Origin of the sequence: Muricoccus nepalensis, from assembly GCF_006438825.1 — a bacterium.
Lineage (GTDB): Bacteria > Pseudomonadota > Alphaproteobacteria > Acetobacterales > Acetobacteraceae > Roseomonas > Roseomonas nepalensis.
Map to the genome: position 1 here is coordinate 72,457 of NZ_RCZP01000008.1, position 20,303 is coordinate 92,759.

Below are 20,303 nucleotides of genomic sequence, written 5' to 3' on the forward strand. Positions count from 1 at the left end.
TCGACTTCCCCTACTGGTTGTCCACCTTCAGGCGCCCGGCGTGAGGACTGTGCAGAGCCAGGGTGGATCTGGACGGCGGCAAGAGAAATCAGGGCTCCCAGCGTGACCGCTTGTACTGCCCCCGGGATCAAGGCGACGTGCCCTCCACTGCAAGAGCGACGGTAAGCGGCCGATGTTGGCCGAGCGGTCCGTGTTTCCGGGTCTGCTCGGCCAACGCAGCTTCAGCCCTCGCCCTGGGGACTGGTGGAGGTCATTTCGGCTACTGCCCAAAGCACCAGGATCATGACGACGGTCTCCCAGCCTATCGAGGCTGCGAGCCGAGCTCCAGACCCAGGGGCATCTGCCGCGAGGGCAGACGTTAGCCGAAACTTGTGCCAAGCAGCAAAGCCGAGGAGCACACCCACCAACGCCACCTTGATCATCAGAGCCCAGCCATAGGCCGTGGTCGCCAGCACTTCCAGGCTCCCGACCAGGAGCCAAGCCAAGATCGAACCAGCAAGGAGGAGTGCACCCACGATCCACACAGCAGCACGTGCCCACCCCTCAACGAGGCGAGCCGCCGTGGGACCACCGCGCCTGGAGGCCAGGACCAGGGGCCACAGGCTTCCTGCCCAAAAGGACACTGCGAGGAGGTGCAAGATTAGAGCGGTCGCCAGCAGAGCGCGTGGCTGATGCTGGGTGGTGTGTCCGACCGCCGTGAAGCTGCCTGCGACGGCCACGATGCCAACAGCACCCAGGATCACTGCACCCCGACCTATCAGGGTCGCGATCCCGATGGCGAGCAATCCTGCCCAGGTTAGCAGGACCGAGATCCCGGGTCGGGACGTCAGCATCACACCCCAGATCTCGGTGTCGAAGACGTCCCCATCCGATGCCAGGGCGACCTGAGAAGCCAGCCAGGCGCCGCTGGCAGCCAGGCCGATTACCACCATCCCCAACGTCATCTGGCGACAGGTCGCGACGTCACGGGAGTCCTGAAGACTGCCAAAACCGAGCGAGAAGATCGCCAGCCCAGCAGCTCCCAAGGACGCAACGTAGTAGGCGATCCTCAGTGCTGCGGCCGTTGCGCGGAGGAGTTCTGGCTCGGGCCGCAGGACCTCTAGAATCACCGGGCGGCAGCCACGGCGAACCGGACCGTCCCGCTCATCACATGCCCGTCGTCACCCATGGCACGCCATTCCAGCCGGTACGCACCGGAAGGAAGGGGTGCCGCCACCGTGGCGGTAGCCTTGCTGGATGCCGCACGTCCTCCTTCTCGGCGCACCTGGTGCTCCCGGCCGCTCTCGTCGACCAGGCGCAGTGCCGTGACCCGGCATTCCTCACTGAACGCCAGGTTCAGGGCGCGTGGCGAAGAAGGCAGGGTTGCCCCGTCCGCCGGGTCAGAACTGTGGAGCATCGCGTGCGCCGATGCTGCCGCCGGGGTTACCGCGGCAAGGGTGAGCGCCAGCAAACTGCTCCTGAGAAGGTGGAAGCGTGAAAGCATGATGTCTCCAATGCTCAAGCCCCGTAATCCCGTCTTTCATGAAAGAAGACGAATGCGGGCACACCCTTTTCATAACCGGCCCGGCCCACCACGGCAGCCGGATTTCCGCACCAATTTGTTGCCGCCGCGGTCACCCGGAGAACGACAGCGTCAGGCGGCTACGATCTCCGCCTTCCAGCCAGCGGCCTGAAGGGCGGCGATCAGCGAGCTGCTATCACTGGAGATCCCTGTGACCGCGATCTGCTTGCGATCCAGGTCGACCTCGATCTGCGCAGAAGGGTCTGCCTCCTTTACCGTGGATGTCACCCCCTTTGCGCAGCCACCACAATTCATGTTCGAAATCGCTATGCGAGCCATCGTAGTGCTCTCCTTTCGAGCAGGGAGACAGATGGGGTTTCCCATAGTGGGAAGGTCAAGCTCAGCTTGAACTCCTCGATAAATTTCTACGTGCACCGGGATCTCGCTCCAACCTTGCAGGCTTGCACCGGGCAGGACTGCGCTGAGTCAGTCGCAAGATTTGAGATCAGCGCGGCGCCACACGTTCCGCTACCTACGTCGTTACGTAAGGGAGATCAGGAGTGCCGATCCATGGGCGTCTGCTCAATTGCCGCTGGGCGGACCGAGCAACTGCTCCGGGTAATCCCGCAGGGTCGCAGAGAGAACGCGCCCACAATCGAAGCCTTTGCTGCGGCTAACGGGCGCAACTCTGTCGCCGGACGTCGCCTCATCATCCGGATAGCTGAGCTGAACCTCGATGCCCGACCCGTCGTCAAGCATGGAAGACAGCACTCAGCCGCTACCTGGAGCTATCCATGCCCTAACCGCTTCAGGCTAGGAAACGAAGTGAGCGGTGATCGCGGCCTGGTGTACGAGAGCGCTGTCGCCGTCGCCGGGAAGCGCGTCAAGAAAGTTGCTGCCGCGGTGACAACTTGGTTCGGTTGGCACGCCGTCGCTCGCTGGTTTGAGCGAACCGGATCGACCTCTCAGCCCTCCGCGCTGGCGGCGATGTCCGAAGCCGTCCTGAGTGTCAACTTTATCCGCGCCATTGCGATCACACCCCTGGTGAGGAATGCGCTGCTTCAACGCAGTGGACATCTACCGATAGTGGTGCCCACAGCCGATGGTGCCTTCCTTGGATTTCTTCGCCTCATCCACCTTGTGGACCGGTTCCATCTCGCGGCGGACCTCTCGACCTTTCTGCCCGACAGCCGCCTCTCCCTGGGAGAGCTCTCCGCAGCCCAGGATATCCGGGTCCTCGCTGCCGAGCGTCACGTTCCAGCCGACCTTCTCGCGAGGAGATTCATGTTGGCTATGGAGGCGGCGAACTACGACAGCGTCGCGGACAAGCGTTTGCGCCGGTCCGGCGCCGCCACATTCAAAGCCGATGCGCCAATAGACATCATCCTTGATGAGGTGCTGTCATCCTTTTCGATGACTGTCTCCCTCTGTGTTGCCGGTCACCTTGGCCCAGACGAGGCAGCCAAGCTGCTTGAGCATGAAGGGACTGTTTACGATAGGACCACCGATCAACGGGATCGCAGCCCACCCCCAACACGGGCGCCAGGCACCTGGGTTAATAGCTGAGGCAAGCGAACCCGGGCCGGATCAAGCCTCCATGGCTGTCGCCGCCGAACGCAGTAGGCCACCGTCTACTGTAGCAGTGCCCTGCCTTGAGTACGGGCGCGCCATGGTCGATTACCTGTTCACGACCGAGGTCTCAGCCCGAGCATGTCTCCGTGGCAGCCGAAGCGTCACCACGGCTCCCTGGCCTGCAGCGCTTTCAATCAAGAGGCTCCCACCATGGGCTTCTACAATTGCCCGCGTGGTGGAGAGGCCTAGTCCGCTACCGCCCCGGCCTGCTGTTCTAGCGGGGTCGCCTCTGAAAAAGGGTTCAGTGACCCGCGGTAGATCTTGGATGGATATTCCAGGCCCTCGGTCACCGACACGTACCAGGACGTCATCTCCAGCTTCGACCACCTCGACCCAGGGCTCACGGCCATGCCTGATGGCGTTGGTGACGACGTTGGTCACCGCGCGCTTAATGGCAACTCGCCTAGCAGGGATGACCGCACTCTCGTCCATGCGGCCTTCCTCAATCGGGGTGCCCGCATCCGTGAACTCATCGATTACCGTTCGAACCAGGGCTGTCACGACGAGCGGCTGGACGGCTTCACCACCATGTCCACCCCGCAGGTAGGCGAGGACATCGGACACCATGGTCTCCATCTCCGCCAGATCCCGGCGAATGGGTTCGCGGACCTCCTCGGGTAGGTCCTCTGCCCTGAGGCGCAGCCGGGCAATGGGTGACATCAGATCGTGGGACAGGGCGCCAAGGGCCAAGGTGCGCTGCCGAAAAGCATCGCGGGTACGTGCGGCCATATCATTCAGAGCCTCAGCCAGCATCCGCACCTCGCGAGGCCCGGAGGCAGGCAGCGTTGGGATCTCCTTCTCGAGGTCGAGCCGGGACACGGTGGAGGCCAGAGCCGAGACGGGAGCGGATACCGACCGTGCGGCGAAGCCGACCGCCAGGAGCAGGACCAGACCGATGGCCGCGGCATAAGAGTGCAGGGCAGCCTGATCGGTGGACAACACATTGAACGAGGCAATCTCGACCTGGAGCCAGGAGCCGTCCTCCAGGCGAGCTATGGCACCAATACCCGCGATGCTGGCGGAAGAATTGTCGAGGCTACCCGAGCGGACGCGCACCTCTCTGGTTAGACCGGAAAGAGCTTTGGTCCTGGCCGCAACCGACTCCCAATTGGCAGCCGTGGGGTGCTCTGGAGTAGGTCCTGTGTTCCGCCGCCAGTGCACCGTCAGATCTGCGCGCGACAAGGCGTGCGCAAGCTGGTCACGGTCTGCTCTGGGTGCGGCTGCAACGGCGTCGATCAGGATCGAGAGCCGCTGCGCCAGCAACTCCTCCGTCCCGTTTTCTACGGCCTTCCGCAACAGGACATCGTGGAGCCCAACCATAGCAGCGAAGAGTACGGCAAAGGCGATCGTGAGCGCCGCGAGAGTGCGGGCAGCCAGAGACTGGGGAAGAAGCCGGGTCACCCCGTCCATTCCACAGGGCTCGACAGCATGTAGCCAACACCCCGAACCGTCTTGATCAGACCGGGTTCCCCTTCCTCATGCGGCCTGGCACCCAGCTTGGCTCGCAGGCGGCTGATCTGAACGTCCATGGACCGGTCCAGTCCACCGTATGGGCGGTTCCGGGCGAGATCGAGGAGTTGGTCACGGGTTAGGATGCGCTGAGGGCGTTCCACAAACGCCAGGAGGAGATCGTACTCGCCACTGGTCAGTTCCACGACCACGCCGTCTGGCCGGAGCAGTTCACGCCGCCTTGTGTCCAGAGACCACTTGGCAAAGCGAGCTACCTCCCGCCCTTCGCCGCCGTGGGGTCCTTCGGGGCTCTCGACCCGACGAAGGACGGCACGGATGCGCGCCACTAGCTCGCGTGGGTCCGCGGGCTTCACCACGAAGTCATCCGCACCCAACTCCAGCCCGATCACCCGGTCAGAGGCTTCCGCGAGAGCTGTCAGCAAGATGATTGGAATCCGCCCCTCTGCGCGGAGATCCCGGCAGAGTTCAAAGCCTGAACGCCCTGGCAGCATGACATCGAGCACAACGAGGTCGACAGGAGCCGAGGCGAGAAGACGGCGCATCTCGATGCCGTCCCGCGCCCCGCTGACCCGAAACCCACTCCGGCGGAGCAAGGAGACCAAGAGCTTGCGCAGCTCGCCGTCATCCTCGACGACAAGGATATGCCGCCCTTCCCCAGACATCGGTGGGAGATCAGTTGCCGACACACCCCGAGGGGGGGTGCCTCCTGCACGGTCGCTCACCGTGCTGCTCCCCTGGTTTCCGGGCGACCGCAAAGCTCCCTCATCGGCGTGGCCCAGCTCAGAAGTAGAGCCGGACGCCCGTAAGGAACTCAAACGACTCTGCCTTGCCGCCCTCGTCCCGGACATACCGCGCTGCCTCACCAAAACGGCGCGTATAGTTGACACCAACATAGGGAGCGACCTCACGCGTAAACTCATACCGGAGCCGGAAGCCCGCCTCGATATCGCTGACACCGCTGTTGACGCCGAGTTCCCGGACCCGCTGGGCTGCAACGTTGATCTCGACGTTGGGCTGGAACACCAGCCGCTGCGTGACGTAGAGGTCGTAGGACGCCTCAAGGCGTGCCGAGAGGTCGCCCCTCTCGCTTACGAAGGCCTGCAGGTCGACCTCGAAGAGGCCCGGCGCCAAGCCCTGAATCCCGATCACACCGTAGGTGCGATCCGGCCTGGGACGAGGGTCATACCGCACACCGGCCTGGAAATCCCAGTAGTAGCCGAGCAGCCGGGAGTAGAGGAGCTGGACCTCCGCGTTCTCAGCCCTGCGTCCACGCTCAAGCTCGCCCTGGGTCTTCACCCACACCTTGTCGTAGTCCGTGCCGTACCAAGCCTGCCCATCCCAACGCGCGATGTTGGGTGCGCCGTTCAGGCCGACGCCCCACTCCAGCTTCTCGAACAGCACAGCGCCGTAATAGATCTCATGGGAGGCCATGGCATGGGCACCTGGATCGCGAACTGCGTTCTGCGAGGCTGCCTGCTGCGCTGAAGCCTCTCCCACACCAAACAGGCTGAGCAGGACCGGAAGAGAAAGGAGGGTCGTGAACGAGCGGCGCACCGATGTTTGCTCCATAACCATCAACCAGCAGACGCGACGCGCGGCGAGCGCCGGATCTCAACCTTGCGCATCATTCCCGTCTCCATGTGGAAGAGCATGTGGCAGTGGAATGCCCACCCGCCCTCGGCATCCGCCTCCACGTCGACGTCCATGGTGCTGCCCGGCCGGATAGCAACGGTATGCAGCAGGGGGTTCTGAGCACCATTGCCGACCTGCGGCTGCATCCAGACGCCATGCAAGTGCATGGGGTGGGACATCATGGTCTCATTGATAAAGCGAAGCCGCACCCGCTCTCCGAGAACCAGGGAAATTGGCTGCGCCTCGCTGAACCGATTGCCGTTGATCGCCCAAAAATATCTCTCCATATTTCCGGTCAAGCGGACCTCGATGATCCGGTTGGGTTCCCGCACGGGATAGGGGTTCGCGAGCGCCTTGAGGTGCCGATATGTGAGCACGCGGGTGCCGGGAGGCGCCCCAGTGTTCACGGCGAACGCGTCGGGTGGCGCCATCCCACCATGACCAGCATGAGCGTTGGCCGCCGACATATCGACCTGGCCTACCTGCCCCGTGCCTGGTGCGCCGTGCCCCATGGCCGCATGGTCGGGGGCGGCCGGAGCCGCACTGCGCTGGTCGCGCCTGGGCGCTGGCTGCTGGTTCTGCCGTCCCTGAGGCCTGCTCGGCGGAGTCTGCGGCGCCGGGCGCTGCTGTCCCATGCCAGGCATATTCGAGTGGTCCATTCCGGGCATGGTGGAGTGATCCATACCCTGCATGCTGCTCTGCCCCTGGCTGGCCTGAGCAAGGGTAAAGCCACCCGCACCCTGCACGGACGCCAGCGGCAAGCGCGCGGAGGCCAGCTGGAAGCCGGAGTCGGTGGTCAGAGATGATCTCCGCCCCATCCCTGGCATGTTCGAGTGGTCCATGGCGGGAGCGTCAGAGGGTGCCGCGGCCGCCCTTCCGCGCCCAGTTGCGGGCGGGGCAGTCATCCCGGGCATGTTGGAATGATCCATGCCCTGCATGCTGCCCCCAGCGCCCATGCCGGACATCCCAGACATGCCGGAGTGGTCCATACCGCCCATGTCTCCCATGGATCCCATGGGAGCGATCTGACCAGGCCGGTCGGTTTCAGGACGCAGGGTGCCGCGATCCAGCCCCTTGGGCCCGTAGTCGCCACCCATGTCGGCCATCGTCAGGAGCGGACGCTCACGGTGAGGCGGCAGGGCCACCATCGGCAGCCCCTCCTGGGTGGCGATGCTCGCGCTTGCAAACCCCTGACGACCCATGGACTCCGCAAGGATCTGGAACTGGCGCCCATTGGTGGGGCGCACGAGGACGTCAAAGGTCTCGGCGGGTGCGATGCGGAATTCGTCGATGGGCACCGGCTGCACGTTGTTGCCGTGCGCCTGGACCACGGTCATCTCCAGTCCAGGGATGCGGACGTCGAAATGGCTCATGGCGCCTGAGTTGATGAAGCGCAGGCGGACGGTTTCACCGGGACGGTAGACCGCCGTGAAGTTCTGCTGGGGCGTGCGGCCGTTCACCAGGAACGTGTAGCCGGTGACGTCCTCGATGTCGGTCGGGTCCATCCGCATCTGGCCCCACATCATCCGGTCGCGGATAACGGCTTCGCGGGCTGCTGCGTTCGGGGCACGCGCTAACTCCGCCGCCAAGCTCGCTGCGGTGCGCTTGTTGTAATTATAGTAACCGGGATCCCGCTTGAGGTTCTGGATGACGCGGTGCGGGTTCTCGTCAGTCCAGTCGGAGAGCTGGATGATGTAGTCGCGGTCGTAGCCGAATGGATCAGGACGGGCTGGCTCGATAATCAGCGGTCCATAAAAACCAGCCTGCTCCTGGGTGCCCGAGTGGCTGTGGTACCAGTAGGTGCCGGACTGCACGAGGGGGAACCGGTACTGGTGCGTCTGGCCCGCCGCAATCCCCTGGAAGCCATCACTGATGCCGGGCACGCCATCCTGTTCGCTGGGGAGGATGAGACCATGCCAGTGAACGGAGGTCTCCTCACGCAGCTGGTTGGCCACGTTGATGACGACCTCCTCGCCCTCGCGGAACTTCAGAACGGGGCCGGGAACCTGACGGTTGATGGCGATGGCTGAGCGCGACCGTCCTGTGATGTTCAGGCTCACGTGCTCGATGGCGAGGTTGAACTCGCGTGGCAGCGAACGCCCGATGCTCGGCTGCGCTAGAGCAGCGCCTGACACCTCAGGAGCGGCAACGGCGGCGATACCTGCCGCCAGCATGCTGCGCCGCGATAGGGAGAACTCAGCCATGCTCGTCTACTCCTCTTAACTCAGGTGGCGCCCAGGACCACTGGATCAGGGCGTCAAACCAGTTGGGCCTGATATCAACTCTGCCGTCTGCTCCAGCAATGACGGACTGGCTTCGGACATAAAATGAAAGATTTGCCGCTGCTCTGGATCGAGGACGGCACCGCAGGCAGCGTGTACCCTCCGACCGAGCCGCACCGAGGCGCGTTACCTGTTCAGGCAGGGCCAAGCGCCCCTGTCGTGGCTCAGTAGTCTGCTCCCGCCGGACGCGGGATTCCGAGGATGTTGGCCAGCGCGGTCCGGCGCGGCAGGGCCAGGAGGAGGAAGCATGCAAATCGCTTCGCGTGGATTTCGGAATACCAAGTTGGTTCTCGGCCTGACGCTGGCTCTTGGCGCCACTGCATGCGCGCAGCAGGCGATGCCGCAGGCTTCGGCCCCTCCGGCGACCGACCTGTCGATCCAGCCTGCGGGGCGGTCTACGGCGATGCCCGCGTCGAGCCCTCAGGGCATGCAGGGGAGCAGCATGCAGGGCATGGATCACTCCAACATGCCGGGTATGCGGGGAGGCAGCATGCAGGGCATGGACCACTCCAACATGCCGGGCATGAGCGGCAGCAGCGCGCAGGGCGGTGGTATGCAGGGCCACAGCATGTCCGGCATGAACATGCAACAAATGATGGCTCACTGCGCTGAGATGCGTCAGCAGATGAGGGCGGGTGCCAGCATGAGTTCGGATATGCAGGCTATGATGGCGCACTGCGACCAGATGGGCGGCTCCACCGGCACCCAGCGCGGCACCCGGGCTCGCTGATCCCGGTTGTGGTGGCGGCCGGTCTGGCCGCCACCACGCTCCATCGAGATTGCGTGGCGGCCCGAACACCTTACCCACCCTTCCCAGGGTCGTCACCTCAGACCGTCGAGCTTGACTGCCCTGAGCCGTAAGGCGTTGCCAATCACCGAGACGGAGCTCAGCGCCATGGCCAGCGCGGCGACGATCGGGCTGAGCAGGGTACCCAGGAGCGGGTAGAGCACCCCGGCGGCAAGTGGCACTCCAAGCGCGTTGTAGACGAACGCGAGGAACAAGTTCTGCCGTATGTTCCGCATGGTCGCGTGGCTGAGGGTGCGGGCCCGCGCGATACCCGCGAGGTCTCCCTTTACCAGGGTGACGCCAGCGCTCTGCATCGCAACATCGGTGCCCGTCCCCATGGCGATGCCTACATCTGCTTCGGCCAGAGCTGGCGCATCGTTGACGCCGTCGCCCGCCATGGCGACCACTCGCCCCTTTTGCTTCAACTCCCGCACGATGCGGTGCTTGTCCTCGGGGAGGACGTCCCCCTGGAACTCGTCGATGCCCAGCTTCCGGGCGACGGCAGCCGCTGTGGTGGCGTTGTCCCCGGTCAGCATGACGATGTGGATGCCTTCGGCGCGCAGACTCCTCAGGGCGTTGGGTGTCGTCTCCTTGATGGGGTCAGCAACCGCGATGACGCCACCCGGCTTTCCATCGACGGCCAGGAACAGAGCACTGCCTCCCTCCTGGCGGAGGTCATCAGCCCTGGCGGCTAGATCCCCGAGATCGACGCCGAGGTCACTCATCAAGCGAGCGTTACCCAGAGCTACCCGGCGTCCACTGACGGTACCGCTGACACCCTTACCGGTGATCGAGGCGAAGTCGCCGGGTTCCTGGAGTTCCACGCCGCGCTTGTGAGCTGCGGCCACAATCGCGGCGGCCAATGGGTGCTCACTGGACCGCTCCAGGCTCGCGGCGAGCGGCAGAACCTCGGCCTCAGTGAGGCCTGGACCAGGGACTACGGCGACTACCTCCGGCTTACCGACGGTCAGGGTGCCCGTCTTGTCCACCACCAGAGTGTCGACCTTCTCCATGCGCTCAAGCGCTTCGGCCGATCGGATGAGGACACCCGCACCGGCGCCCTTGCCCACGCCCATCATGACTGACATCGGCGTGGCAAGGCCGAGCGCGCAAGGGCAGGCGATGATGAGTACGGAGACGGCAGCGATCAGCCCGTAGGAGAGCGCCGGTGATGGGCCCCAGACGGCCCAGGCTATGAAGGCGACGACTGCCACGGCGATGACCACGGGGACGAAGAACCCAGACACTTGGTCGGCCATGCGTTGGATGGGAGCCCGGCTGCGCTGGGCTTCCGCCACCATGGCGACGATGCGGGAGAGCATGGTGTCCGAGCCCACCTTGTCGGCGCGCATCACCAGGGATCCGGTGCCGTTCACGGTGCCGCCGATGAGCTTGGAGCCAGGCTCCTTTTCAACAGGCAGAGACTCCCCGGTGACCATGGACTCATCCACCGAGCCGCTGCCCTCCAGGACCTCGCCGTCCACGGGTACGCCCTCGCCGGGGCGGACCCGCAGGCGGTCACCCAACTGCACGTCGGCCAAGTTGACCTCCTCGTCCGCGCCATCTGGACGGATGCGGCGGGCAGTCTTGGGCGCGAGATCCAGCAGGGCGCGGATGGCGCCGCCGGTCTGCTCCCGGGCACGGAGTTCCAGCACCTGGCCAAGGAGGACCAGCACGGTGATGACGGCTGCGGCCTCGTAGTAGACGGCCACCGTGCCGCCCATACCGCGGAAGCCCTCGGGGAAGACGCCAGGGGCAAAGGTAGCGACCAGGCTGTAGAGGTAGGCAGCCCCTGTTCCGAGGGCGATCAACGAGAACATGTTGAGGCTGCGGGCCAGGACCGATTGCCAGCCACGCACGAAGAAGGGCCATCCCGCCCAGAGGACCACGGGCGTCGCGAACAGGAACTGAAGCCACGTCGACGCGGTCGGCGAGATCAGGTTGTGCAGGCCGAGCCCGGGAATGTGGGCGCCCATTTCAAGGATGACGACCGGAATAGTCAGGGCGAGGCCGATCCACATCCGCCGGGTCATGTCGATCAGCTCGTGGTTAGGTCCGGCCTCTGTCGTGACCTCAAGGGGTTCGAGGGCCATGCCGCAAAGGGGGCAGTTGCCCGGTCCCTCCTGCCGGACCTGAGGGTGCATGGGGCACGTGTAGATGGCGCCCTTCGGGGCAGTGGTCGGCGCCGTGGCCACCTTCGGAGCGAGGTACTTCCCAGGGTCGGCTTCGAACTTGGTTCGGCATCCCGAGGAGCAGAAATGGTAGGTGGTCCCTCCGTGCTCCAGGCGGTGCTTGGAGGTCGCTGGATCCACCTTCATACCGCAGACAGGATCTGTGACCTTCCCGTCGTTGGCAGCCATGGCGCCGTGGCTGTGGTGGCAGCCTGGTCCGTGCTGATGGCCGTGTGCGTGTCCGTGACCGGAGTGCTGACCGCTCATCTTTGCCGCTCCTGGTTCAGCTCGCTCCTGGAGGAGCCGCTGTGACGAGGCTCCAAAGCTGGGGTTTGCCATCGTGGGAAGGTCAAGTGCCGTCTGGTCTGACCCCTCGATCACTTGGGGCTTGACCTTCCCACAGTGGGAAACCCCATCTCTGCGGCATCGGGGCTGGATGGTCCGGGTGGAGGTAGAAGATGCAGATCGGACAGGCGGCCAGAGCGTCCGGCGTCTCGGCCAAGATGTTGCGTTACTATGAGAGCATCGGTCTCCTCGGGAGGGCAGGGCGAACAGAGGCTGGTTACCGGGTCTACTCCGAGGCTGACGTCAAAACCCTGAAGTTCGTTCGGAGGGCGCGCGACCTCGGACTTCCGCTCGACCGGATCAAGCTCTTGATCGGTCTCTGGCAAGACGAGGATCGGGCGAGCGCCGACGTAAAGCGGATCGCGACCGAGCATGCGGCGGAGCTCAGGGCCAAAATCGGGGAGCTGACACGGATGTGCGAGGCGCTGGAGGGCATGGCAGCGGCCTGCCACGGTGATCACCGGCCAGAGTGCCCCATTCTGGACGAGATCGCCGAAGGAAGCAGTGATCTTGCTGCCCCGAGCGCATCGGCAAAGGGGCAGCGAGCGAGACGTGAAGCACCAGGTGCCACGGCGCACCGAGCCAATCAGGGAGCTATGTCATGAGCGAGACTTCCGCACCGCCATTGTCCAACAGGCGTTGGATCCTGGGCCTCGGCCTAGCCGCCGCAGCCGCACCGCTCGCGTCTACTCGCGCAGCTCAGGGCACCCCGATCGAGGTCTGGAAGGACGCGACCTGCGGCTGCTGCGAAGGCTGGGTAGAGCACATGCGCGCCGCTGGCTTCCAAGCGACCGTGCACGACGTCGGTGACCTCGCGGCCATCAAAACCGCCAGAGGCGTCCCAGATGCCCTCCAGTCATGCCACACAGCCGTGGTGGACGGCTACGTGATCGAGGGGCATGTCCCCGCGGGCGACGTCCGCCGCCTGCTCCTGGAGCGCCCTCGCGCCGTGGGGTTGGCTGCACCGGGGATGCCGCCGTCCTCGCCGGGAATGGACATCCCGGGCACTCCCTATCAGGTAGTTGCCTTTGGTGGGGTTGGCGGTAACCGGATCTGGGCACGTCATTGACCCCCACTGCTTCTCCAGCCCGGCGCGCTCGCGCGATGCTGGGCTGGATTGCTCCTTGGCAGAGTTCTTTAACTTCCGCCTGTCCGGGACTAAGCTGACATCATGTCGTCTCGCCTCTCCAGGCTGGTCATTGTTGTCGTCACGATCTGCGCCTTCCTGGGTGCCGGTCTGGTACAGAACCTGCCGTTCTCCGCCAAGGCGGCTCCGGTCGGCATGACCATGATGGCTGACGACGCAGGAGACAGCGGCGCCTCGATGCCGTGTCACGAGACCTCCGCACCGCCCTGCAATGACCAGGTGCCGGGCTGTATGACGGACCTGGGCTGCGTTTTCACGGTGGCGCTCCCCGCGCTGCCCACGCGTGCGGCTGAACGCTTTGTTTGGGACTCGATCTCCTACTGGCCTGAGATCGGCTTTTCCGAGGGCGTCTCGCCCGAACCCATCGTTGGACCTCCCATCCGCATCGTCTGACCTGAGCCGCGCCCGGATTCGGGCTGTGGCGGCTCTTCCCTGCTCAGATCTCTGATTGGCTACCTCTCGGCGGACAATCCTGTCTTCTGCGTGGTTGTCGTCAGGGATGGAGCGGGTTCCAGACAATATCGGCTGCTCGCCTTCAATGCGGGTGGCCCACGGAATGGGACACGACGATGTTCTCCAAGCTCTTGCGCGCTGCCGTAGTGGGCGCCGTCACCGCAGCCACGCCCGCTCTGATGACCTCGGGCGCTATTGCTGCCGCAGCGGACTACCGCTTCGAGGTGGTCAGCGCCCGAGCCGCTGGCCCCGGCAAGACCGATGTCACAGTCCGCCTGCTGCAGGTGCCAGCCAACCGTCCTGTACCGGACGCGGTCATCTTCCAGACCAGGGCTGACATGGCACCCTCGGGCATGCCGACGATGACCGGCAATGTTGCCCCCCAGCCTGGACAGCAAGCGGGCACCTATCGCTTCGTCATCGAGACCGGCATGGCCGGAAGTTGGGCCCTAGCGCTTGCCGCCAAGGTACAGGGCGAGGCCGAGACCGTTCGTACCACGGTCACCTTTAACGCGGCCCGATGAGATGTCCCACTCGTCATGGGGGGCGACGCGCCCTCTGGTCCGCGCCTGGCGCAAGCTGGGTGTGGTCCTCGTCGTCGGGCTGACACTCACCGTCTTGGCTGGACCAGGCTTCGGCCAGTCCAGAACGGGCCAGCAGCCCCAGGGCGGAGTTCTCCCTGGGGCTACCCTGGAGAGCGTGCTCAGTGCTGCCCGGCAACTCAGCCCCGATCTTGCCGCACGAGCACTCGATACAGCCGCCGCACGGGCGCATGTCGAAATCGCCGGATCACTTCCCGATCCCACCGTCCGGGTGATGTCGGATGAGATCGACATGCCGACCGGGCCGCGTCGGAACAAGATGATCTACAGCTTCGAGCAGGAGATCCCACTCTGGGGCAGACGTGACCTCAGGCGCCAGGGTGCCCGTGCCGAGGTCGACCAGATGACAGCCCAGAGTCAGGCGGCCGATGTTGAACTGGTCGAAAAGGTAAAGGTGGCTTTCGCCCGCTACTACACGGCCTACCAAGCCGTCCGGCGGATCTCAGAACAACAGCGGGCGATGACAAGCATCACCCAGGTTTCCCGTGATCGCTATGCAGGAGGCCGCGGCGAACAGGGAGAGGTCATCCGCGCCGAGGTCGAGGCCACACGGGTGGCAGCCGAGGTCCTACGCCTCGAGGCCTCCCTTCGCAGTGCTCGAGGTCAGCTGAATGCCCTCCTGAACCGCAGGGCAGACGCCGCCCTGGCGGCACCGGAACGGCTGCGGCCGCTTCCCGACCCACGGGTACTGAACGTCACCCTCCTCGCTGCCCGTGCCCGGCAGGTCAGTCCGGCGTTGGCAGCGGACGCGGCCGCGATCAGCGGCGCCGACGTAAACAGGGCTCTGACCGACAGGAATTGGTATCCAGACGTCACCGTAGGCGCAGGGGCCATCGACCGGGGAAGCTACGGCCCAACCGGGTATCAGGCGTGGATCGGCATGAGGGTGCCGCTCCAGTGGGGCTTACGAGACGCCCAGGCCCGGGAGGCCACCGCTCAAGCGAACGCCGCCCGAGCTCGTTTCGGTGCCCGGGAACAGCAGATCCAGGGCGATCTCGCCGATGCCGCGGCAGGTGCAGAGGGTAGTCGCCAGACCATCGACCTTATCCGGCGGCGCCTCCTACCTCAGGCCGAGGCACTCGTGCGGTCCGGCACGGCTGGATACTCCCAGGGCAAGGTCGACCTCGCGACGGTCTTGCGAGCGCAGGCCGACCTCGTCGGCTACCGCCTGCAGCTTCTCTCCACTGAGTTCGATGCCCAGCGTCAGATCGCCACCATCGAGCGCCTGATCGGGGGCGATCTATGAGCACACGTCCCCTCATCCTAGCGGGCGGGGTCCTCCTCGCTGGAACAGCTACCCTCGGCGCCTATTGGTTGGGTGGAGGAGAGTTCACCCCTGCCGTGACGCGGGCCGCCTTGGCGCAGTCATCCTCACCAGCCCGGCAGCCCCTCTACTATCAGGCACCCGGCGGTGGCACGGACTTCTCGCCAATTCCAAAGAAGGACGCCCAGGGTCGGGACTACGTTCCCGTCTACGACGAGAGCGAACAGACACCCGCCACGCCCTCGCCAACCAACGCCACTCCGACGCCGTCGCTCTCCATGCCCCCGGCGTCGGCGTCTCCAGGGCGTCCCGCTCTCTACTACCAGGACCCCTCAGGCAAGCCCGAGTACTCCGCGACGCCCAGGAAGACTGCCAACGGAAGGGACTTCACTCCGGTCTATGAGGATACTGCTGCTCCGCCAGCGTCCCCACCGGCGCCCGCTCCCGCATCCCCACAGGCCTCTCCATCGCCGTCACCGGGCAGTCGTAGTCGGATCCTCTATTACCGAAATCCCATGGGGCTGCCTGACACCTCCCCTGTTCCTAAAAAGGACTCCATGGGGATGGACTACCTCCCCGTCTTTGAGGAGGAGGCCAATCAGCCAGCGGGCACGGTGACTGTCAGCCCAGAGCGGGTGCAATTGCTCGGCGTGCGCACGGAAGCCGCCACCCAGCGGACGATGACTCGCTCGATCCGGGCTGTCGGCACCATCGCTGTGGATGAACGCCGCCTCGCGGTAGTGGCACCCAGGTTTGAGGGCTGGATCCAGAAGCTTCTCGTCAACGAGACCGGGCAGCCCGTTCGGAGGGGACAACCTCTGTTCGAGGTCTACAGCCCTGACCTAGCAGTCGCAGAGCAGGAGTATGTCGTCACCCGCCGAATGGATGGTGGCATCGCCAACGCGGCGCTCTCCAGGCTTCGCAACTTTGACCTCCCCGAGGAAGAAATAGCCCGCCTGCGGCGCACGGGGACCGTCAGCCGGGCGCTGACTCTGACCTCGCCCATGGACGGCGTCGTCATGGAGAAGGCAGCCCTGCAGGGGATGCGCTTTGCGCCAGGGGAGACGCTGTACCGCATTGCAGACCTGTCGACCGTGTGGCTGTTGGCCGACGTTTTCGAACAGGACCTTGGCATCGTAGGCCCCGGACAGGAGGCCAGCATCGCGCTGACTTCCTACCCTGACCGGCGGTTCACTGGTTTGGTCACTTTTGTCTATCCGACCGTCAACGCCACCACGCGCACGGCCCGGGTTCGGGTGGAGATCCCCAACCCGGACCAACTGCTCAAGCCGGACATGTACGCCACCGTCGAGATCGCGGCCGCCCTCGGCTCCACGCCCGTTGTCACGGTTCCGGACTCCGCGGTGCTCGACACGGGGACGCGGCAGGCCATTCTCGTCGAGCGAGCCCCAGGCCGCTACGAACCTCGAACGGTGTCTGTTGGCCGCCGGGCGGATGGCCAGGTGGAGATCCGCAACGGCCTCAGTACGGGTGAGCGCGTGGTTGTGGGCGCCAACTTCCTCATCGACGCGGAGAGCAATCTGCGGGCTGCCCTGCAATCATTCGCGCCGCCACCCCCCGCCGCTTCCGCCCCCGCGCAGGAGGCACCCCGATGATCGCCCGCGTAATCCGTTGGTCGGTGGCCAACCCATTCTTGATCCTGCTCACCACCCTGTTCGTCATCGGCACCGGAATCTGGGCCGTCCGGAACACTCCGCTGGATGCCGTCCCAGATCTCTCGGACGTCCAGGTCATTGTCTACACCGAGTACCCCGGTCAGGCCCCTCAGGTGGTGGAAGACCAAGTCACCTACCCCCTGACCACGGCGCTCCTGACGGTTCCTCGGTCGAAAACAGTGCGAGGCTTTTCCTTCTTTGGCTCGTCCTTTGTCTACGTGGTGTTCGAGGACGGCACCGACCTCTACTGGGCTCGCAGCCGGGTGCTGGAATACCTCAGCCAAGCCGCACGGCGCCTTCCCGACGGGGTGACGCCATCCCTGGGACCAGACGCCACCGGGGTGGGCTGGGTGTACCAATACGCTGTCACGGGGCCGCAGAGAACGCTGGCCGAACTTCGGTCTGTCCAGGACTGGTTCCTGCGTTACCAGCTCGCCCGGGCCGAGGGCGTGGCAGAAGTGGCAAGCGTTGGCGGCTTCGTGCAGCAGTACCAGATCGTCGTCGATCCACAGCGGCTCCAGGCCTACCGCATCCCGCTGTCGCGGGTCACCGAGGCTGTCCGGGCCAGCAACCGCGATGTCGGTGGCCGCTCCGTCGAAATGTCGGAGACGGAGTACCTTGTTCGTGGCCGCGGGTATCTGCGTGGAATTGGGGACATCGAGCAGATCGTGCTCACGATGCAGAATGGCATTCCCGTCCTCTTGCGCGACGTCGCCCGGGTAGAGCTCGGCCCAGAGGAACGTCGCGGTATCACGGAGCTAAATGGTGAGGGCGAAGTGGTCAGCGGCATCGTGCTCCAGCGGGAGGGACAGAATGCGCTCACCGTTATCGAGAGCGTGAAGCAGCGTCTCGCTGAGATCGCGGGCAGCCTGCCTGAGGGGGTGACCGTCTCCCCGGTTTACGATCGCTCCGCTCTGATCGAGCGTGCCATCGAAACCCTGAAAGGAACGCTGATCGAGGAGAGCGTCATCGTCGCCCTCGTTTGCGTGGTCTTCCTGCTCCACGTCAGGAGCGCCCTGGTGGCCATCTTGATGCTGCCCGTCGGCGTCCTCATCGCCATGGCACTCCTGCATCTCCTGGGGTTGAGCTCCAACATCATGTCGTTGGGCGGCATCGCCATCGCGCTGGGTGCCATGGTCGATGCGGCCATCGTGATGATCGAGAATGCTCACAAGCGGCTGGAACAGGCCATGCCTGGAGCATCCCGGGTTCAGGTGCTGACGGAAGCCGCAGTGGAGGTCGGTCCGGCGCTGTTCTTTAGCTTGGCTGTCATCACCGTCTCCTTTCTCCCGGTCTTTACCCTGGAGGATCAGGAGGGACGGATGTTCCGGCCTCTTGCGCTGACAAAGACCTTTGCCATGGGCGCGGGCGCGCTGCTCTCGGTCACCCTGGTGCCGGTACTGATGGTGTTGTTCGTCCGGGGCCGGATCATGCCGGAGCGCCGCAACCCAGTGAACCGCTTCCTGATCTGGGTGTACCGCCCACTCATCGCAGGCGTTCTCCGAGCCAAGACTCTGACCATCCTTGTCGCCCTTCTGGCTGTGGGTGCCACCGCTTGGCCGCTGGCACGCCTCGGTAGCGAGTTCATGCCGACCCTGAACGAGGGAACCCTGATGTATATGCCGGTCAGCTTGCCCGGTATGTCGGTGACCAAGGCAGCGGAACTTCTCCAGACACAGAACAGGATTATCCGCAGCTTTCCCGAGGTAGCCAGCGTCTACGGAAAAGCCGGGCGCGCCGCGACAGCGACGGACCCCGCCCCGACCGAGATGTTCGAGACCATCATCAACCTAAAGCCCGAAAAGGAATGGCGAGCAGGGATGAACGTGGACGCCCTCATCGCTGAAATGGACACCGCGCTGCGGATGCCGGGCGTCAGCAACGCGTGGACGATGCCCATCAAGGCCCGCACCGACATGCTCTCCACGGGCATCCGCACCCCGGTGGGCGTCAAGGTCTACGGCCCAGATCTCGCGGGCATTGATCGGCTATCGCGAGAGGTCGAGACGGCCGTGCGATCAGTGCCCGGCACGACCAGTGCCTTCGCCGAGCGGGTGGAGGGCGGCTACTACCTGGAGATCGAACCCGATCGGGGAGCACTGGCCCGCTATGGCCTGACTGTCGGCGATCTCCAGGAGACAATTACCACCGCTCTGGGCGGTGAGCCGGTGACCACCACTGTTGAGGGCCGAGCCCGATATACCGTCAATGTCCGCTACCCCCGAAGCCTTCGAAGCGACCCGCAGGGCATCGCAAGCCAGGTTCTCGTCCAGAACACCCAGGGAGTCGCCATACCTCTGGGTCAGTTGGCAGCCGTCCAGCTACGTCGTGGTCCCCCGACAATTCGGACTGAGAACGCCCAGCTTGTGAACTATGTCTATGTCGACATGCACGGCCGGGATATCGGCGGCTATGTCGCGGACGCCCAGCGCGCTGTCGCCGAGCAGGTCCGCATGGACCCAGGTTACCACGTCGAGTGGAGCGGTCAGTTCGAGTACATGCAGCGCGCAAAGGCAAAGCTAGCCATCGTGGTGCCGGTTACCCTGCTCCTGATCTTTGTGCTCCTCTACCTGAACTTCGGCCGTCTCACCGAAACGCTCATCGTCATGCTCTCGGTTCCGTTCGCTCTGGTTGGTGGCGTCTGGCTCATGTACCTCATGAACTTCAACATGAGCGTCGCCGTCGCTGTTGGCTTCATCGCCCTCGCCGGGGTCGCAGCCGAAACAGGCGTCATCATGCTGATCTACCTAGACCACGCCTTTGCGGAGATCCGGGAGCGGCGTCGTGGCGAAGGACGGCCATTGACCCGCGAGGATCTCCGACACGCCATCATGGAAGGCGCAGTCGAACGGGTGAGACCCAAGATGATGACGGTGACAGCCATCATGGCGGGCTTGGTGCCCATTCTGTGGAGTACTGGTACGGGGTCGGAGCTCATGCAGCGGATTGCCGTCCCCATGGTGGGCGGCATGGTGTCTTCGACGGTGCTGACCCTGCTGGTCATCCCTGCCATCTACGCCACGGTAAAGGGATGGCGCCTGCCGCGGGCCGCGGCGGTGGCTCTAGAGACGAAGACGTTGGTGGCGGCCGAATAATGGTTGGAATGGGTGGTCAACTCAGAACCAGAAGGAGCCTGGAGGCATGATGCACGACGGCGGCACGATGAGCGGGATGATGTGGGGCATGGGGCTGACGTGGCTCCTCCTCATCGTCCTGCTGGTCCTCGGTGTCATGGCCTTGGCCAAGTACCTGTTTTCGCGACACCGCTGACCCGGCAGCACGGCTGGCGCATTTAGGCGGCGGGCTGCTGGGGAGCGCTTCCCGGCCGCCCTGACTGAGGT

The 20,303-nt window shown here is 64.7% G+C and carries 19 protein-coding genes; 10 read left to right on the top strand and 9 right to left on the bottom strand.

Annotated elements, in window-relative coordinates; all coding sequences use genetic code 11:
- Window positions 1-221 precede the first annotated feature (221 nt).
- The 4 genes from EAH89_RS10805 to EAH89_RS31175 form a co-directional block, all read right to left on the bottom strand.
- On the bottom strand, window positions 222-944 hold the full coding sequence (locus tag EAH89_RS10805; protein WP_338325528.1) for a copper resistance D family protein: 723 nt from the start codon (window positions 942-944) through the stop codon (window positions 222-224).
- A 161-nt stretch (window positions 945-1,105) separates the two neighbouring features.
- Window positions 1,106-1,501, bottom strand: coding sequence for a copper resistance CopC family protein (locus tag EAH89_RS10810; protein ID WP_241666959.1), 396 nt, complete (start codon window positions 1,499-1,501; stop codon window positions 1,106-1,108).
- A gap of 132 nt (window positions 1,502-1,633) precedes the next feature.
- Window positions 1,634-1,840: a heavy-metal-associated domain-containing protein gene (locus tag EAH89_RS10815; RefSeq protein ID WP_161993544.1), complete on the bottom strand. Its 207-nt coding sequence runs from the start codon at window positions 1,838-1,840 to the stop codon at window positions 1,634-1,636.
- 243 nt (window positions 1,841-2,083) lie between these two features.
- The gene (locus EAH89_RS31175; protein WP_161993545.1) at window positions 2,084-2,260 is read right to left on the bottom strand and encodes a hypothetical protein; all 177 of its coding nucleotides are present in this window, start codon (window positions 2,258-2,260) and stop codon (window positions 2,084-2,086) included.
- A 66-nt stretch (window positions 2,261-2,326) separates the two neighbouring features.
- Between EAH89_RS31175 and EAH89_RS10820 the strand changes: the two genes are divergently transcribed.
- A complete protein-coding gene (locus EAH89_RS10820) occupies window positions 2,327-3,067 on the top strand; it encodes a hypothetical protein (RefSeq protein WP_140882845.1) in 741 nt (246 codons plus the stop codon).
- 111 nt (window positions 3,068-3,178) lie between these two features.
- Here the strand turns inward: EAH89_RS10820 and EAH89_RS10825 are convergent, their stop codons facing one another.
- From EAH89_RS10825 to EAH89_RS10840, 4 genes are all read right to left on the bottom strand, one after another.
- Complete coding sequence (locus tag EAH89_RS10825) at window positions 3,179-4,543, bottom strand: ATP-binding protein (protein WP_140882846.1); 1,365 nt, start codon at window positions 4,541-4,543, stop codon at window positions 3,179-3,181.
- The gene (locus tag EAH89_RS10830) at window positions 4,531-5,265 is read right to left on the bottom strand and encodes a response regulator (RefSeq protein ID WP_140883089.1); all 735 of its coding nucleotides are present in this window, start codon (window positions 5,263-5,265) and stop codon (window positions 4,531-4,533) included. Before EAH89_RS10830 ends, EAH89_RS10825 begins: the two co-directional genes overlap by 13 nt.
- Window positions 5,266-5,383: 118 nt before the next feature.
- Complete coding sequence (locus EAH89_RS10835; RefSeq protein ID WP_241666960.1) at window positions 5,384-6,157, bottom strand: copper resistance protein B; 774 nt, start codon at window positions 6,155-6,157, stop codon at window positions 5,384-5,386.
- A gap of 20 nt (window positions 6,158-6,177) precedes the next feature.
- Complete coding sequence (locus EAH89_RS10840; RefSeq protein WP_140882851.1) at window positions 6,178-8,439, bottom strand: multicopper oxidase domain-containing protein; 2,262 nt, start codon at window positions 8,437-8,439, stop codon at window positions 6,178-6,180.
- 325 nt (window positions 8,440-8,764) lie between these two features.
- On the opposite strand from EAH89_RS10840, the gene EAH89_RS32150 reads away from it, so the two are divergent.
- A complete protein-coding gene (locus EAH89_RS32150; protein WP_206667511.1) occupies window positions 8,765-9,247 on the top strand; it encodes a hypothetical protein in 483 nt (160 codons plus the stop codon).
- A 92-nt stretch (window positions 9,248-9,339) separates the two neighbouring features.
- Here the strand turns inward: EAH89_RS32150 and EAH89_RS10850 are convergent, their stop codons facing one another.
- Entirely contained in the window at window positions 9,340-11,664 is a 2,325-nt protein-coding gene (locus EAH89_RS10850; RefSeq protein ID WP_277753804.1) for a heavy metal translocating P-type ATPase, read from the bottom strand.
- Between the two features lie 269 nt (window positions 11,665-11,933).
- Here EAH89_RS10850 and cueR point away from each other — a divergent pair, with 269 nt between their 5' ends.
- The 8 genes from cueR (at window position 11,934) to EAH89_RS33035 (ending at window position 20,232) form a co-directional block, all read left to right on the top strand.
- Complete coding sequence (gene cueR, locus EAH89_RS10855) at window positions 11,934-12,425, top strand: Cu(I)-responsive transcriptional regulator (RefSeq protein ID WP_140882855.1); 492 nt, start codon at window positions 11,934-11,936, stop codon at window positions 12,423-12,425.
- Window positions 12,422-12,889: a DUF411 domain-containing protein gene (locus EAH89_RS10860; RefSeq protein ID WP_140882857.1), complete on the top strand. Its 468-nt coding sequence runs from the start codon at window positions 12,422-12,424 to the stop codon at window positions 12,887-12,889. The genes cueR and EAH89_RS10860 overlap by 4 nt, the downstream gene beginning before the upstream one ends.
- 102 nt (window positions 12,890-12,991) lie before the next feature.
- The gene (locus EAH89_RS10865) at window positions 12,992-13,360 is read left to right on the top strand and encodes a hypothetical protein (RefSeq protein WP_140882860.1); all 369 of its coding nucleotides are present in this window, start codon (window positions 12,992-12,994) and stop codon (window positions 13,358-13,360) included.
- Between the two features lie 176 nt (window positions 13,361-13,536).
- Complete coding sequence (locus EAH89_RS10870; RefSeq protein WP_140882862.1) at window positions 13,537-13,944, top strand: FixH family protein; 408 nt, start codon at window positions 13,537-13,539, stop codon at window positions 13,942-13,944.
- A gap of 175 nt (window positions 13,945-14,119) precedes the next feature.
- Window positions 14,120-15,268, top strand: a complete 1,149-nt coding sequence (locus tag EAH89_RS10875; protein WP_161993546.1) for a TolC family protein — start codon at window positions 14,120-14,122, stop codon at window positions 15,266-15,268.
- Between the two features lie 581 nt (window positions 15,269-15,849).
- Window positions 15,850-16,902, top strand: a complete 1,053-nt coding sequence (locus EAH89_RS10880; protein WP_456306497.1) for an efflux RND transporter periplasmic adaptor subunit — start codon at window positions 15,850-15,852, stop codon at window positions 16,900-16,902.
- Window positions 16,899-20,057, top strand: a complete 3,159-nt coding sequence (locus EAH89_RS10885) for an efflux RND transporter permease subunit (protein ID WP_140882868.1) — start codon at window positions 16,899-16,901, stop codon at window positions 20,055-20,057. The genes EAH89_RS10880 and EAH89_RS10885 overlap by 4 nt, the downstream gene beginning before the upstream one ends.
- A 46-nt stretch (window positions 20,058-20,103) precedes the next feature.
- A complete protein-coding gene (locus EAH89_RS33035) occupies window positions 20,104-20,232 on the top strand; it encodes a hypothetical protein (protein WP_277753805.1) in 129 nt (42 codons plus the stop codon).
- The last annotated feature ends 71 nt before the right edge of the window (window positions 20,233-20,303 follow it).